This window comes from Yoonia sp. JB2-21 (assembly GCF_055693545.1).
This window is the reverse complement of record NZ_JBVFUC010000001.1, coordinates 2256369-2270367: the sequence shown is the minus strand read 5'-3', so window position 1 is coordinate 2270367 and position 13999 is coordinate 2256369. Positions and strand designations below refer to the sequence as shown.

11 protein-coding genes and 1 pseudogene are annotated in these 13999 nt (G+C 55.8%); 5 read left to right on the top strand and 7 right to left on the bottom strand.

What is annotated here, in order from left to right:
- Positions 1–18: 18 nt before the first annotated feature.
- Genes ACZ1G5_RS11295 through greA form a run of 3 tightly spaced genes read right to left on the bottom strand, consistent with a single transcriptional unit; the run spans position 19 to position 2452 of the window.
- Entirely contained in the window at positions 19–948 is a 930-nt protein-coding gene (locus ACZ1G5_RS11295) for an AEC family transporter (protein ID WP_472732929.1), read from the bottom strand.
- 5 nt (positions 949–953) lie between these two features.
- Positions 954–1967 carry a hypothetical protein gene (locus ACZ1G5_RS11290; protein WP_472732928.1) on the bottom strand — a complete coding sequence of 338 codons (1014 nt, stop codon included), beginning with the start codon at positions 1965–1967 and terminating at the stop codon, positions 954–956.
- 14 nt (positions 1968–1981) lie between these two features.
- Positions 1982–2452, bottom strand: coding sequence for a transcription elongation factor GreA (gene greA / locus ACZ1G5_RS11285; RefSeq protein ID WP_472732927.1), 471 nt, complete (start codon positions 2450–2452; stop codon positions 1982–1984).
- A gap of 203 nt (positions 2453–2655) precedes the next feature.
- Between greA and ACZ1G5_RS11280 the strand changes: the two genes are divergently transcribed.
- Complete coding sequence (locus ACZ1G5_RS11280; RefSeq protein WP_472732926.1) at positions 2656–4302, top strand: electron transfer flavoprotein-ubiquinone oxidoreductase; 1647 nt, start codon at positions 2656–2658, stop codon at positions 4300–4302.
- Between the two features lie 40 nt (positions 4303–4342).
- On the opposite strand, the gene ACZ1G5_RS11275 is transcribed toward ACZ1G5_RS11280, so the two are convergent.
- Both ACZ1G5_RS11275 and ACZ1G5_RS11270 read right to left on the bottom strand, forming a co-directional pair.
- On the bottom strand, positions 4343–5443 hold the full coding sequence (locus ACZ1G5_RS11275) for a DUF418 domain-containing protein (protein WP_472732925.1): 1101 nt from the start codon (positions 5441–5443) through the stop codon (positions 4343–4345).
- Between the two features lie 126 nt (positions 5444–5569).
- Complete coding sequence (locus tag ACZ1G5_RS11270; protein WP_472732924.1) at positions 5570–7225, bottom strand: DUF4139 domain-containing protein; 1656 nt, start codon at positions 7223–7225, stop codon at positions 5570–5572.
- A 309-nt stretch (positions 7226–7534) separates the two neighbouring features.
- On the opposite strand from ACZ1G5_RS11270, the gene ACZ1G5_RS11265 reads away from it, so the two are divergent.
- The gene (locus ACZ1G5_RS11265; protein ID WP_472732923.1) at positions 7535–8545 is read left to right on the top strand and encodes an IS30 family transposase; all 1011 of its coding nucleotides are present in this window, start codon (positions 7535–7537) and stop codon (positions 8543–8545) included.
- 9 nt (positions 8546–8554) lie between these two features.
- On the opposite strand, the pseudogene ACZ1G5_RS11260 reads toward ACZ1G5_RS11265, so the two are convergent.
- Positions 8555–9899: pseudogene (locus ACZ1G5_RS11260) on the bottom strand (IS1182 family transposase).
- A gap of 94 nt (positions 9900–9993) precedes the next feature.
- On the opposite strand from ACZ1G5_RS11260, the gene ACZ1G5_RS11255 reads away from it, so the two are divergent.
- Entirely contained in the window at positions 9994–10794 is an 801-nt protein-coding gene (locus ACZ1G5_RS11255) for a hypothetical protein (protein ID WP_472732922.1), read from the top strand.
- A 115-nt stretch (positions 10795–10909) separates the two neighbouring features.
- Here the strand turns inward: ACZ1G5_RS11255 and ACZ1G5_RS11250 are convergent, their stop codons facing one another.
- Complete coding sequence (locus ACZ1G5_RS11250; RefSeq protein ID WP_472732921.1) at positions 10910–11932, bottom strand: aspartate-semialdehyde dehydrogenase; 1023 nt, start codon at positions 11930–11932, stop codon at positions 10910–10912.
- Between the two features lie 165 nt (positions 11933–12097).
- On the opposite strand from ACZ1G5_RS11250, the gene ACZ1G5_RS11245 reads away from it, so the two are divergent.
- Positions 12098–12391: a hypothetical protein gene (locus ACZ1G5_RS11245; RefSeq protein ID WP_472732920.1), complete on the top strand. Its 294-nt coding sequence runs from the start codon at positions 12098–12100 to the stop codon at positions 12389–12391.
- The gene (locus tag ACZ1G5_RS11240; RefSeq protein WP_472732919.1) at positions 12385–13944 is read left to right on the top strand and encodes a methyl-accepting chemotaxis protein; all 1560 of its coding nucleotides are present in this window, start codon (positions 12385–12387) and stop codon (positions 13942–13944) included. The genes ACZ1G5_RS11245 and ACZ1G5_RS11240 overlap by 7 nt, the downstream gene beginning before the upstream one ends.
- Positions 13945–13999: the final 55 nt, after the last annotated feature.

Here is a 13999-nt window from a genome sequence, read left to right as displayed (position 1 = left end):
CCAAGGGCTAGCGCAGCTTCAAAAGCTTGTCACCCATGCAATGACCAGTGACACGGTCACAACACTTGCCGCGGTCGACATCAGAATGGATGCTGAGACCCGCGTGGGCGCCACACCGTAGTGTTGTGCCAGGATATAGACGTTGCCTGCAACGGGCAGCGCTGCTGCGGCAATCATCACGCCAGCCGCATAAGGATCAACGTCAAAGAGAAAGAGTGCGGCCACAGCCACAGCCGCCGGATGCAGCACCAGTTTGCAAAAGGACAGCCAGCCCGCAATCGCCACGCGCTCTGCCGACTTACTGGCCAATGACGCACCAATTGCAAACAGCGCACCGGGTGTGGCCGCCGCCCCAAGCAAGCTAAGGAATTCGTTCACAGGACCGGGGATCGCGATGTTGTTCGCCGACACCGCCAACCCCAATGAGATGGACACGATCATCGGGTTCTTGATCAACCCAACGGCAACCGTCCACAGGACTTTGGGCGACATGCTCCCGTCGCGTGACCCCGTGATCAGAATCACGATCAGGCTGCCAAAGACGATCAAGTCAACCGCGAGAACCATCATGATCGGCCCTACCGCCGCCTCACCCAACAGCAGCGCAAGCATGGGAATACCCAAAAAGCCGACATTCCCGATCACTGCACATTGCCCTTCAACCGCAGCTTCGGCCATCGGGACCAAACGGCGGCGCGCGAGTGTCATGGCGAGAACATAAACAACGCTCGAGGCACTCAGATATGCCATCACGAATTGCCAATCGAGGATCGCTTCAAGAGATAGATTCGCAGAAAAACGAAACAACATCGCCGATAAGGCAAAGTAGAAAACGAACTTGGTCAGATAGGCGGTCGCCTCTTCAGAAAAGAAATGCGACCGGCCAGACCCATATCCCAGCGCGATGATCATGAAGAACGGCAGCGTTTGGAGGAAAATATCCCACATCGGGGTTAATCGAACGTACCGGTTGAGCGGCCCAGCAGCATAAAGGCGCGTGCAGTGCGGGTCTCCGCGAGTTGTAGTAAATCCGTGTCAGTCGCGGTGTCTTCAAACTTGACCAGCATCTGATCGAAACGACGCAAGAAATGGTGCACCGAGTCGCGGAAAATCATATCTTCGCGCATGCGGCTACTGATCACAGACAGGTAGGTCTGTTCCTTGATCGCGCCCAGACTGTCAACAGATTTGCCACGCTCACCACCGGCAAACCGCCGCCATAAATCTGCGCTCACGGGTTCGGGGCGCAGATCATCCATGTAGATGCCGTCCTGCGACAAAAGGGTCAGCACATCTTGGCTGGCCTGCACCAGCTTGCGCGCACTGCGGTCACGCAAGGCACGGCGCAGTGCTGCAAAGCCATCGTTGTCGTTCTCATCATCGGGAAAGTTCAGCGCCTTGATCAAGTCTGGCCGCTCAATCGGCGGGTCAATATCTTCGGGTGGGGTATCCAGCGCAAGCGCCGGCTGATCCGCAGTTGCTTGCGGCGCGGCGCGGGGCACAATCAGGCGCGACACCTCGCGTCTGGAGGAAAACCGTGACACCGCAGACTCTGGAAGGGCAGTCGATACTGGCCCTATGGCTGGTTCTGCTTGCACAGCAGCGGCAGGATCAGGTTGCGGTCCGGCTGCCAGCGCCGTCTTCCTGAGTGCGGCGCTTTGTTCCGCCTGCATGCGATACAGTTCACCCAAGGCCTCCTGTGTCATCGCGAGGTCTTCGCGCAAATTGCGCGTCGCGCGCGATGAAAGTGCGGCAACCCAGACCAAACCAACCGGCGTAAAGATCGCGATCAGAAAGATAATCCACCTTACACGGGCGAAACTCTCGCTTGGCGCATCACCCGGCAGCATCCAAAACAGAATGCCGATGACGACCATCCATCCAACTGCAACGGCAACCGCCAGCGCCTCGCCCTGCGACAGACCATCGGCCTCGCGGGCCCTACTTTTTATTGGATGCTGCGCCATCTGTTGCGCACTCTCTACTTATAGCTAATCGACAAAATCTCGTAACTGCGCACACCGCCTGGTGTACGTACATCCACGCTGTCACCTTCGTCTTTGCCAATCAAGGCCCGTGACAGGGGGGACTTCATATTCAACTTACCGTTTTCGATGTCCGCCTCATATTCGCCGACGATCTGATAGGTTTTTTCCTCATCCGTGTCCTCATCAACCAATTCGACCGTCGCACCGAACTTGATGGTGCCAGACAACTTGGCCGGATCAATCACATCGGCAAGTGAAATCACCCCTTCGAGTTCTTTGACGCGACCTTCGATGAACGACTGCTTTTCCTTAGCAGAATGATATTCAGCATTCTCGGACAGATCGCCATGCTCGCGTGCTTCGGCGATCGCACGGATAATTGCCGGGCGTTCGACCGTTTTCAGATGCTTCAATTCTGCATCCAGCTTGTCAAAGCCGGCGCGGGTCAGTGGTATCTTGTCCATCGTCACTCCCCTCCCGGGGGAAAAGTATAAATCAAGCGTTCATAGTCTATTACGGCCCGGCCAAGTCAAGGCTTCGCCGCGATTTGATGTCGCGTGCGCCAATTTTGACGTCGTGTCTTGATTGCCCCTTAACCATGCATCAGGTAACGCTTGCTGCGACAGAATTAAAGGGGCTCCGCCCGCAGAGTTTGAAGGATATGCCGATGGCCGAGATTGAACGCGAAGCAATGGAATATGACGTGGTTATCGTGGGTGCGGGTCCCGCAGGTCTGTCTGCTGCGATCCGTCTTAAGCAACTGGACGCTGACCTGAACGTTGTTGTCCTTGAAAAAGGGTCCGAAGTCGGCGCGCATATCCTGTCTGGCGCGGTGCTTGATCCGGTTGGCCTGAACAAGCTGATCCCCGATTGGAAAGAAAAGGGCGCGCCGCTGAACGTGCCCGTAAAGGAAGACAACTTTTACATGCTGGGTGAGGCCGGTCAGCTGCGCATCCCCAACTTCGTGATGCCGCCGTTGATGAACAACCACGGCAACTACATTGTCTCAATGGGAAACGTCTGCCGCTGGATGGCTGAACAAGCCGAAGAATTGGGCGTTGAGATTTTCCCCGGAATGGCCTGTTCCGAGGTCGTCTATGGTGAAACCGGCGAAGTCAAAGGCGTGGTTGCAGGTGAGTTTGGAAAGAACCCTGACGGCACCCCCGGTCCATCCTATGAACCCGGCATGGAACTGCATGGTAAGTATGTTTTCCTTGGCGAAGGTGTGCGTGGATCACTGTCCAAACAGGTGATCGCGAAATACGATCTGGCAGCCAAATCCGACGTGCAGAAATACGGCCTCGGAATGAAGGAAATCTGGGAAATTGACCCCGAAAAGCACAAAGAAGGCACCGTGACCCATACGATGGGCTGGCCTTTGGAAAGCAATGCGGGTGGCGGTTCTTTTATCTACCATCTTGAGAACAATCAGGTTTATGTCGGCTTCGTGGTCCACCTGAACTATAAGAACCCGCATCTTTTCCCTTACATGGAATTCCAGCGCTTCAAGCATCACCCGCAGGTCGCAGAGCTTCTCAAAGGCGGCAAGCGGGTCGCCTACGGTGCACGCGCCATTTCCGAGGGTGGTTACCAGTCTATGTCACAGCTTGAGTTCCCGGGCGGCGCGCTTTTGGGTTGTGCAGCGGGCATGGTCAACGTACCGCGGATCAAGGGCAACCATAACGCAATGCTGTCAGGCATTGCTGCGGCAGAGGCTGCTGCCTCTGCGATCAAAGCGGACCGCAGCGGCGATCTTCTGGGTGGCTATGACGCAGCCGTACGCAAAGGCGAGATTGGCGATGACCTTAAGAAAGTGCGCAACGTCAAACCGCTGTGGTCCAAGTACGGCCTGCTGGCCTCACTTGGTATCGGTGGCATGGACATGTGGATGAACACCTTTGGGATCGGCTTTCTTGGCACGCTTGCGCATGGCAAATCGGACGCAGACGCGACCGAAGACGCCAGCAAGCACAAGGAAATCGACTATCCCAAGCCAGATGGCACATTGTCCTTTGACCGGCTGACCAACGTCTCGTTCAGCTTTACCAATCACGAAGAAAGCCAGCCGGCGCACCTGCACCTGACCGACCCGGACGTGCCAGTCAGCGTGAACTTGGCCAAATACGCAGGACCATCCGCGCGCTATTGCCCGGCGGGGGTTTACGAATTTGTGGGTGAAGGAGCGGAAACAAAGTTCCAGATCAATTTCCAGAACTGCGTGCATTGCAAAACCTGCGATATCAAAGACCCCAGCCAGAACATCACATGGACGGTGCCGCAAGGCGGGGACGGACCGAACTATCCGAATATGTAAAACCAAGGGCCCCCATGCGGGGCCCTTATTGCATTCAGGTTCATATTTTTTTTGGTGTCATCCCGGCATAGGTAATCCGCCGTAGAACCATCTCGAACGGCCCCTGCGGGAACCTCAACCGCCAGATTGAGACCAAGACGATCAACAGAACTGTCACGCCAACTGCGATCAGCGTTGCCGTCATCCTGTCCACCGTCTCCCACAGACCAAAACCGTATCCTGCGAATATGGTCGAGAGAATGATCGATTGACCTAGATATATGCTCAGACTGGAGCCGCCGGCGCGCAGGACCCGCGCCATCAGCGGCCCCGGGGGGCGGGCGATAGCAGCAATCACACCAAGATAACCAAGCGTGGCCAAAGGCGCGCTACTCAGCGTCAGCGCCGCACCGGGCAACGCGGCACCCCACTGCCACATCGCCGCGCCAACAAGGCTAAGGGCAAGGCCAGGCAGCAGACACAACCGCCGCGCGCGGCGCCATATCGGGTGGTTGGCAGTGTCGATAATCCCGGACTTTACAGCCGCCAAACCCAGGCAAAACCATCCCAAGGTCGAGATCCCCTGAAAGACCAAGAATACCGGTAGTGTGAACGCAAACCCGATACTGCGGAAGATCACCGCATCGGCAAACCCGCCATCGACCAAGGCCACACGTTCAAACTCAAAGAACTCCGCAGGTGTGTCATCAGGAAGAAGCACCAGCAGCTGGACAATGATCAGCTGCAAAATGAGCAAAACTGCGCCCACGCGGACCAGTCGCTGTGCGGTCCAGTTCCGAAACAGATACAGGATCGAACCCGTCACGGCATAGATCACCAAAATATCGCCCGGGAAGAAAAGCAAGCCGTGGGCCATACCGAGCAACAGCAAGCCAATCATACGATTGCGGTACAGTTTGCCAAATGGCAGCCGCCGCCGCTCTGCCGCGCGCATCAGAAAGCCAAGCCCGACACCAAACATAAACGAAAACAAACCGTATGTTTTCAGCAGTGCGATCCCGTGGACGAGAAACAATGTGACGTCATCGGCATTGGATTTGGCTACCTGATCGGTCAGCCCCACAAGGGCCGAAAAAGCAATGTACTGAACATTGACGATGACGATGCCAAAAAGCGCGATCAGCCGAAGGTAGTCGGGCATGAGGGCGCGGTTGGCCTGCGCAGTCATGCCTGATTACCCACAGCGCATCTGCTATGCGGCTCCGGTCGTCTGTTCGCGTTAGCTGATGTCAAAAGTCTTTCCAAACCCAAGCTTGTGATGGAACAGTTACCGCAAGACATACCCACTTGGCCATGTCAGCGTATAGTCCAATGTGACGTCTTGGCGTTCCCCCGCTGGAACCTGCAAGTCCCACTCCAAAACGCCCCGGCGTCCCTCTACGTCCTCGCGGGTGACAGAGGGGGTCGCTGCAAACTCGACTTCCAGATCATCCTGTTCGCTGTAGGGCACGCCATCGCGCAATAGCACATCCCACGCCTGTCCAGTCAGGTTTTCGATCGTCATAACCGCCTGTTCGGTCAGTTGATTGGAACTGGTGAATACGCCGACGTCTCCCTCGGATTTATTCGGCGTCACGCGGGTAAGCCGCAGACCATCAAGCGGGCCAAAGCCCATGTCGGTATCAGCGCCCGCCGCCAGCAATGGCAATTGGCTGAACCCGATCATCGTACCATCAGCAAAAAGCAGCGCTTGCCCCGGCAAGAAAACCTCATCCGTTGTGTTGGTGAATTCCGCCATGCGGTAGGCAATGCTGTCCTGGCTCGGAACAGCCTCCGCCCATACCTCTGCGTCCAGCGACACAGTGTCCAACGCCAGACGCAAATCCTCTACCCCGTTGCGGATATCGACACGACCCGGATAGGTATAGGTCACCGTCGCTCCACTGAAATCGGCCTTCGCCGTGACCATTGGGGCCGCTGTGGCCTCTGCAACAACCATGCTGCGTGACAAACCAGCAATGGCATCAGATTGCATCATCATCAGGCTCTCTTCGCGCTCCAGATCATCTTCGGAAATGATCCGGCGAAGGGGGGTGAAGACCTGTCCGGGGGCAATGCGCTCACCGGGGCGCGCGGTAGACAGCACCAGCGTCACATCATCCCAGTCCTGCCCGGTTTGCTGGCTGATCACAACACCGCGGTCGATATCCAGCGCGGGGGTCTCGCCTGTCGTCAAGCGCATGTCATAAACAGGGGACCAATTGGCAAAACCCTCCAACGTGCTGATGTCGATCGTGATTTCACCCGCCTCCGCAGCCGCGAGCGAGAAGGTCAACACAGACCCGTCCTGTTCCGGAGCGAGCAAAGCAGCCAATGCGCGTTTGGCGTCGTTTAGGGCTTCAATGTCCGCGGCGCGATCCCGTTCGGCGGCTTGCGCCTCTTGCTCCGCATCAAACGCGGCCTGTCGCACGGCAAGCACTTCTGACCCAACCATCTGCGCCAAAGCCTGAATATCGGCGATATTGGCCGCGTTCAGGCTTTCGCCAGCACTGGCTTGCGACAGGCTTTGCAAAAACGCGATCTGCTCTTCTGCCGCCGCCACGCGCAAACGGATCTCGGCGATTTGTGCTGTGCGTTCGCGTAACACGCCTTCCAGACGCTCCACTTCATCTTGCGCGGCGACGACCTCTGGCGCGCTTTGGTCAGGGGTCACCGGCAGGCGATCAAAGGCTAAATTCACCGCCCCGATCTGTGTCCCGCTGGGTGCGGCGACACGCAGCCCTTCGCTGGACAGAGACTGCGGAAGCTCGGGCACAATGATCTGATGCTGGCCCGCAGGCACGTCCAGCGTGATCTGGCGGGTCACAGTTGCCAGACCGGGGTAGATCGTCACCATATCCACTCGTGCTTGCGCAGTGAATGTGTCAGCAAAACCGGGGGCGGCAAGCGCAATCAGGCTGGTGGTCAAAAAAGGGCGATACATGAATGGTCTCCTGCATATGTCACGTGTCATTATACAGTGTTTGACGGACGGCGGGGGGCGATCCTTGGGTGGGGGTGAGAATTTTTTGTAGTGGGTGTCTGCTTTGAGCCGATTGTGTTGAAAAACTCGGTTTGAGAAGCGCGATGATGTGAGTGTTTATTGTGGCTGGCGTCGATCTTATGTCATCGCGGGGCGCATTGGGCGCAGTTTGGCGAGTTTGCGGAGGTTTTGGGCGGTTGCGGCGAGGGTGGATTCACAAACGAAGTGCAAATTCTGTATCAAAACAGAATGTTGCATGGAGGATATTGAATGGGAACCCACTACTCTCACCTGAGCTTAGAAGAACGACGTAAGATCGCAAAGTGGCGTGAAGCCAAAATGTCCATGTCTGAGATTGCGGATCGTCTGAGCCGCGATGTCTCAACGATCTACCGAGACGTTCGACGCAACCACTATGATGACCGGGAACTGCCACAGCTCAACGGTTACTACGCTTTGAACGCTCAGGACATGTATGAGCGCCGTCGTGCAGTTCATCGTAAAATGATCGTCCATCCAGAACTGAAGGCAGCCATTGAGGATCGGCTCAAGGCCGGCTGGTCGCCAGAACAGATCGCGGGGCGGATGCGTCTTGAACGCCACCCGATCCGCGTTAGCCACGAGACGATCTATCGGTTCGCCTATTCCAAAGACGGTCGCGATGAGCAGTTCTATCGCCACCTGCCTGAACATCGCCGTCGCCGCAGGCCACGAGGTTACCGCAGGCACAACCGAACGCATATCTTCGATGTGCAAAGCCTTTCACACAGGCCCAAGAGCATCGCAGCGCGCGCTGAGTTCGGCCACTGGGAGTGCGATTTAATGATGTTCCGCAAAGAGCATGGAAAGGTGAACGTGACCTCTCTGGTCGAGCGCGTCAGCCGATACGCGGTCGTGATGCGCAATGAAGATCGTCAGTCCAAACCGATCATGGAAGCCCTGATCCAAGGCTTGGCTCCCCTGCCCGCCGATGCGCGTCAATCAATCACGTTCGACAGAGGCACCGAGTTTTCGGCCTGGAAGCACCTCAAAGCTGGGATCGGTGCAGATGCTTGGTTCTGTGACCCGCAAGCGCCCTACCAAAAAGGCACTGTCGAGAACACGAACAACAGGTTGCGGAAGTATCTCCCCAGATCAACCGAACCGACGGCGCTGACAAATCGATATTTGAGGTCGATTTGCCATCGCCTCAATTCAACGCCGCGCAAGTGTTTGAATTACCGGACACCGGCGGAAGTCTTCGCGACCAAGCTGATGGAAATTCAGAACCGACTGGAATAGAACAACATATCAGTCTTCGCACTTCGCCTCGAGTTCACAGAGGAGGAATTCGTCTTTCGCACCGTTTGGTCCGCGCAGACGCAGGCGGTCGAGCCGCATGATCTTCTTGAGATGGGCGAAGAGCATTTCGACCTTCTTTCGTCGTCTGCTGGCTTCGGCATATGCGTCTGTCTTGGCGATCTCGCGTGCCTTGTCACGCGCCGCCTCATGGACATGCCGTGAGACAATGCGGGCATCTTTGTTGGGCGTGCAGCGTTCTTTGAGGGCGCAGGTGGAGCAGTGTGTCTTGCTGGCGTAGTACCGTTTGATGCCATCCTTACTAACGCCGATGCGCGGGGTGCGCATCTTACGCCAGTACTTCTTGAGGGGTTTGCCACCAGGGCAGGTGTATTCGTCTGTGGCTGGATCGTAGCGGAACTCGAGATTAGTGAATGTCCCGTCTTTGCGATCTGATTTGTCGATCACTGGAACGTGCGGTTCAATGTCTTGATCGACCAGCCAACCCAGCATGTTGCCTGAACCATAGGCGGTGTCCGCTGCCAGCCGGTCTGGAAAAAGATCGAACCTGTCTCGCGTGCGGGTCAGCATTGTTTGGGTTGCCCCAACCTCAGCCGGACGGATGGCGCGGGTCGCCTCGACATCCAGAATGATCGCATGGTCAGTATCGATCAGATAATTGGTCGAATAGGCAAAGAATGCTGGTCCTTTCAACGCACCTGTCCACTGGCTGGCGGGATCAGAGAAGGATGTGAACTTTGGTGTCGTATCGCTTGCGGCACCAAATGCGGCGTCATCCAATGTCTCAAGATATTCCCGCACGGCTCGCGGAACGACCGCCGGGTCGATCTGCGCGGCCTCCCATTCCGCCTTTGACGCTGAGTATTGCTTGTTGGCATCGGCCTGGATGATGCTGGCATCTATCGCAAAGGTCTCGCCGCCAACCAAACCCTCAGCCATGCAGCGCTCCACGACCGTCTCAAATAGATGGCGGAACAGATCGCAGTCACGGAACCGTCCATGCCGGTTCTTGGAGAAGGTTGAATGATCGGGGATCGAGATCTGACAGATCGAGTTTGCAGAACCAGCGATATGCGAGGTTCAGATGCACCTCTTCGCAGAGCCGACGCTCGGACCGGATGCCAAAGCAGTATCCAACCAGCAGCATGCGGATCATCAATTCCGGATCAATCGATGGGCGGCCTGTGTGGCTGTAGAAATCCGTCAGATGGGCGCGAATGCTGCTGAGATCAACGAACCGATCAATCGCACGCAGCAGGTGATCTTGCGGGACGTGATCTTCAAGCGAGAACTCATAGAACAAGGCCGCCTGCGCTTCCTGCTTCGGTCCCATCATCGCAATCAACCTCCAGTATGAATACCGAAATTGAATCAGCGATCAGCTCGCCAAACAAGCAGAGTTTTTCAACACAATCAGCCCTCTTTGACATATGCTGGAGGAAGCGCGAACGTCTGCAATGCTGACCGCAATAAACTTTTGGGCCTTCTTTATCGTGATGAATTTTGTAGAACTTCAAGACCTGCTTTCAAAGTGGTATGAGGTACCTCCAACCGAGCTGTCTGCTCCAGAAAGCGCTGTGCCTCAAGGCCTCAACCCAATCCTTGAAGACTTTTACCGTCGATTTGGGGCGCTCACATTGAGCAAATCACAGTTCGCACATCCAGACACAAATAATTCACCGCTCTCATGTCAGGATCAGGTTGTTCCTTTGGATGAACTGAAATCACAAGACGGCTACACCACCTTCAGTGTTGAAAATCAGGGGGTATTTGTGGTTGCAGCCAGCAATGACCCCTCTGATCCGAACACTTACGCCAAAGGCGATGCCGTTTTTGAGGAAGAACTCAAAGAATTTGCTGACGTTGGAGTACCTCTGCAAGAATGCCTGATTACCTGCGTGCTCCGTGAGACCGTAATGAGCGTAGGGGACCGGTATCGGCGGATAACCCCTGACAGCTTGAAAGAGGATCTACTGGTAGCTCAGGCTGGTGATACCGTAAGGAGCCGCTACATTTGGAGCGAAAGTTACTGCACCTTTCACTTGTCCAACGACGTGTGGTTCATGGATTGGGACGGCATGCAATTCTCCGCTCATCGCGGTTTGTGGCGACAAGGGCGGTCCACTTGGCAAGAGCAAATCTTTGAGAATGGTGGTGGTTGGTCTTCTGGTCCGGCTAAGCCAACGATGAAGCAGAGGGTTGAGCGTTTCATAACAGGCCTCCTTAAATGAAGCAGCCATTGCCCAGTTTTTGTTGAACGGCTGCAAAGTCCGCAAACCACCCATCCACCAGCAATCAAAAGGGCGCCACATACGGACGCCCTTTTCAAACTCACTCCAACGAGGCTCAGCCTTTTTTCAGACACTCACGTCCCAGCAACTCCGCGATTTGCACCGCATTCAAGGCAGCACCTTTGCGCAGGTTATCGGACACGCACCAAAGGTTCAGACCGTTATCAATCGTGCTGTCCTGCCGGATGCGGCTGATAAAGGTGGCGAAATCACCGACGCATTCGACGGGGGTGACATACCCGCCATCCTCGCGCTTATCGATGACCATGACACCGGGGGCCTCGCGCAGAATGTCGCGGGCCTCGTCTTCATCAAGGAAGTCTTCAAACTCGATGTTCACGGCCTCGGAGTGACCCACAAAAACCGGCACGCGAACGCAAGTCGCCGTGACCTTGATCGCCGGATCAACGATCTTCTTGGTCTCAGCGACCATTTTCCACTCTTCCTTGGTCTCGCCGCTATCCATGAACTTGTCGATATGCGGGATCACGTTGAAGGCAATCTGCTTGGTGAACTGCTTGGGCGGCTTGTCGTCTGTTGGGTTATAGATTGACTTGGTCTGATCCCACAGCTCATCAATGCCGCCTTTGCCCGCGCCAGACACGGACTGATACGTGCTGACAACAACACGCTTGATCGTCGCGCGATCATGCAACGGCTTTAGCGCCACAACCATCTGTGCGGTCGAACAGTTGGGGTTCGCGATAATGTTCTTTTTAGTATAGCCGTGGATCGCCTCTGCGTTCACCTCTGGCACGATCAAGGGCACATCGGCGTCATAGCGATAAAGGGACGAGTTATCGATGACGACACAGCCCGCTTTGGCGGCCTTGGGCGCATAGATCTTGGTCGCGTCTGATCCAACGGCAAACAGCGCCATGTCCCAGCCAGCGAAATCAAAAGTATCAAGGTCTTTCGTCGTCAGTGTCTTATCGCCAAAGCTAACTTCCGTACCCAGCGATTTCCGGCTGGCAAGTACGGCAAGCTCGTCGATCGGGAAGGCCCGTTCTTCGAGGATATTCAGCATTTCGCGGCCCACGTTTCCGGTGGCGCCGACAACGACGATTCGATAGCCCATTTGGCTGGCTCCTTGTTTCAGATGCGCCCCTTTACCGCGTGGGTAGGGGAAGGGAAAGGGGTGCGACGTCCGTCATCGCGTCACACACCCAGCCAAGGTCAAAAAATCGGGTTCTCTTTTTCTTAATTCACGTCGGATAAGTCCGTTGCCAATAAGGATCGTCCAATGAAGTCTGCTCTGTTCATAACTTGCACAATGGCCTTAGTGATCGCATCACCGGTGTTGGCCCTCGTCACGCAGAAAAAGCCGCAAAGCGGTGAGATCGCGCTTGTGATCGCCTCCCCTTTCGGAGTGTCAATTGACAGGATCCTTTTGGCCTCGGGCATGACAGACGTCTACCCCGACCGCGCGCCCATTGGGGCCTTTGTTCAGCTACAAAATACGCAAAGCTATGACACCCTTATCAGCAATGGGGCATGGCTGGTGCTGGGCGGAGAGGAGATATTGGACCTATGTTAACATCAACCAAAGGCGCGGCACACAGTCTGTCGTCTGACGAACGGCTTCTGCAACAGGTGGTAAACTGGATCCTGGCACCCATCCCCGCCGCGGCCGCCTTTTTCTTGAATGATCTTGCAACATGGTGGATCTTTGCCGCCGTTGGTTTTGGCCTTGGGATTGCAGTCAACCTGTCTACATTGTTTTCAGCAAGTTTGCGGGACTATGTGATTAGCTTTTGCTTTATCGGGCATTGCATCATGTTGACCTCTGCGCTGACGGGACACCCGTGGCAGATCGATTCACATATGTTGTTCTTCGCGGCACTTGCCATCATATCAACGCTGGCCAATCCCAGAGCACTGATTTTCGCGACCGTCCTTGTGGCATTGCACCATGTTTCGCTCAGTATTCTGCTACCCAAGTTGGTTTTTCCTGGCGGCGACATCGTGGGAAACCTGCAACGGGCTGCAGTACATGCAGGCATTGTCCTGCTCGAAACCGGTGTTCTTTTGCTCAGTTTGCTCAAACGCGCCGCCGCTGAAACCGCCCTGCAAACCGAGCGTCGGGCCCTGCAAGAACAGACAGAGGTTGCCAGGACATCGCGCGAACGCGCCAAAAAGAACCATGATCAGGCTGCATTTGTCGTCACAGCGCTGCAATCTCATCTTGAAGAGGTGTCGCGCGGGAACTTGAACTGCCAGATCGAAACAGACTTCCCCGAAGACTACGGTCGACTGCGCCAGAGCTTTAATGTTGCAATGAACCGTTTGGGTGAAACCATCGGGCAGGTCGCTGGCGCCGCGGCCAAGATCAAAACCAATGTTTCAGGCATGAGCCAATCATCAGAAGACCTCTCAAGACGATCCGAAACACAGGCCGCAACATTGGAAGAATCAGCCGCCGCACTTGAAGAGCTTACCGTGTCGGTGAACCACGCAGCACAAAGTGCGAAAGGCGCCAACATCATCGCGACCGAAACAAGGCAAGATGCAGAAGAAACCGGCAAGATTGTAGATGAAGCGATCGCTGCCATGGAGGCGATCGAGGCTTCGTCAGATCAGATATCCAGTATTATTGGCGTCATTGATGACATCGCGTTCCAGACAAACCTGCTCGCGTTAAACGCGGGCGTAGAGGCTGCCCGCGCAGGCGAGGCCGGTCGCGGCTTTGCTGTTGTCGCGACAGAGGTGCGTGGTCTCGCCCATCGGTCCGCCGACTCTGCGACCGAAATCAAGGGCCTGATTGAGCAGAGTTCTTCCCAAGTCCGCAGCGGGGTAGAATTTGTTGGCAAAGCCGGCCAAGCGATCAGCGGTATCGTCGCAAGGGTGGGAGAAATCTCGACCGCCATATCCGAAATCGCCGGTGCGTCAGAAGAACAATCTCGTGGGCTGACGGAAATAAACCTTGGTGTCAGCGAACTGGACACGGTGACCCAGCGGAATGCCGCAATGGCCGGAACATTGATGTCGAGCGGGCGCGAACTGGATGACTATGCCAAAGAGCTGTTGGCCCTGGTGCAACAATTTCAGCTCGGTGTGGCACATAGCGATTTGAACAAAACAGCGGCGTAAATACACGAACTCCTGTAACGCGTGCCGAACGATGACTTTGAGGGGCAGGCACGGA

Excerpts from the sequence above, each read along its gene's own strand:
- ACZ1G5_RS11295 (WP_472732929.1), bottom strand. The coding sequence starts at position 948 with ATGTGGGATATTTTCCTCCAAACGCTGCCGTTCTTCATGATCATCGCG.
- ACZ1G5_RS11290 (WP_472732928.1), bottom strand. The coding sequence starts at position 1,967 with ATGGCGCAGCATCCAATAAAAAGTAGGGCCCGCGAGGCCGATGGTCTG.
- greA (WP_472732927.1), bottom strand. The coding sequence starts at position 2,452 with ATGGACAAGATACCACTGACCCGCGCCGGCTTTGACAAGCTGGATGCA.
- ACZ1G5_RS11280 (WP_472732926.1), top strand. The coding sequence starts at position 2,656 with ATGGCCGAGATTGAACGCGAAGCAATGGAATATGACGTGGTTATCGTG.
- ACZ1G5_RS11275 (WP_472732925.1), bottom strand. The coding sequence starts at position 5,443 with ATGCCCGACTACCTTCGGCTGATCGCGCTTTTTGGCATCGTCATCGTC.
- ACZ1G5_RS11270 (WP_472732924.1), bottom strand. The coding sequence starts at position 7,225 with ATGTATCGCCCTTTTTTGACCACCAGCCTGATTGCGCTTGCCGCCCCC.
- ACZ1G5_RS11265 (WP_472732923.1), top strand. The coding sequence starts at position 7,535 with ATGGGAACCCACTACTCTCACCTGAGCTTAGAAGAACGACGTAAGATC.
- ACZ1G5_RS11255 (WP_472732922.1), top strand. The coding sequence starts at position 9,994 with ATGCTGGAGGAAGCGCGAACGTCTGCAATGCTGACCGCAATAAACTTT.
- ACZ1G5_RS11250 (WP_472732921.1), bottom strand. The coding sequence starts at position 11,932 with ATGGGCTATCGAATCGTCGTTGTCGGCGCCACCGGAAACGTGGGCCGC.
- ACZ1G5_RS11245 (WP_472732920.1), top strand. The coding sequence starts at position 12,098 with ATGAAGTCTGCTCTGTTCATAACTTGCACAATGGCCTTAGTGATCGCA.
- ACZ1G5_RS11240 (WP_472732919.1), top strand. The coding sequence starts at position 12,385 with ATGTTAACATCAACCAAAGGCGCGGCACACAGTCTGTCGTCTGACGAA.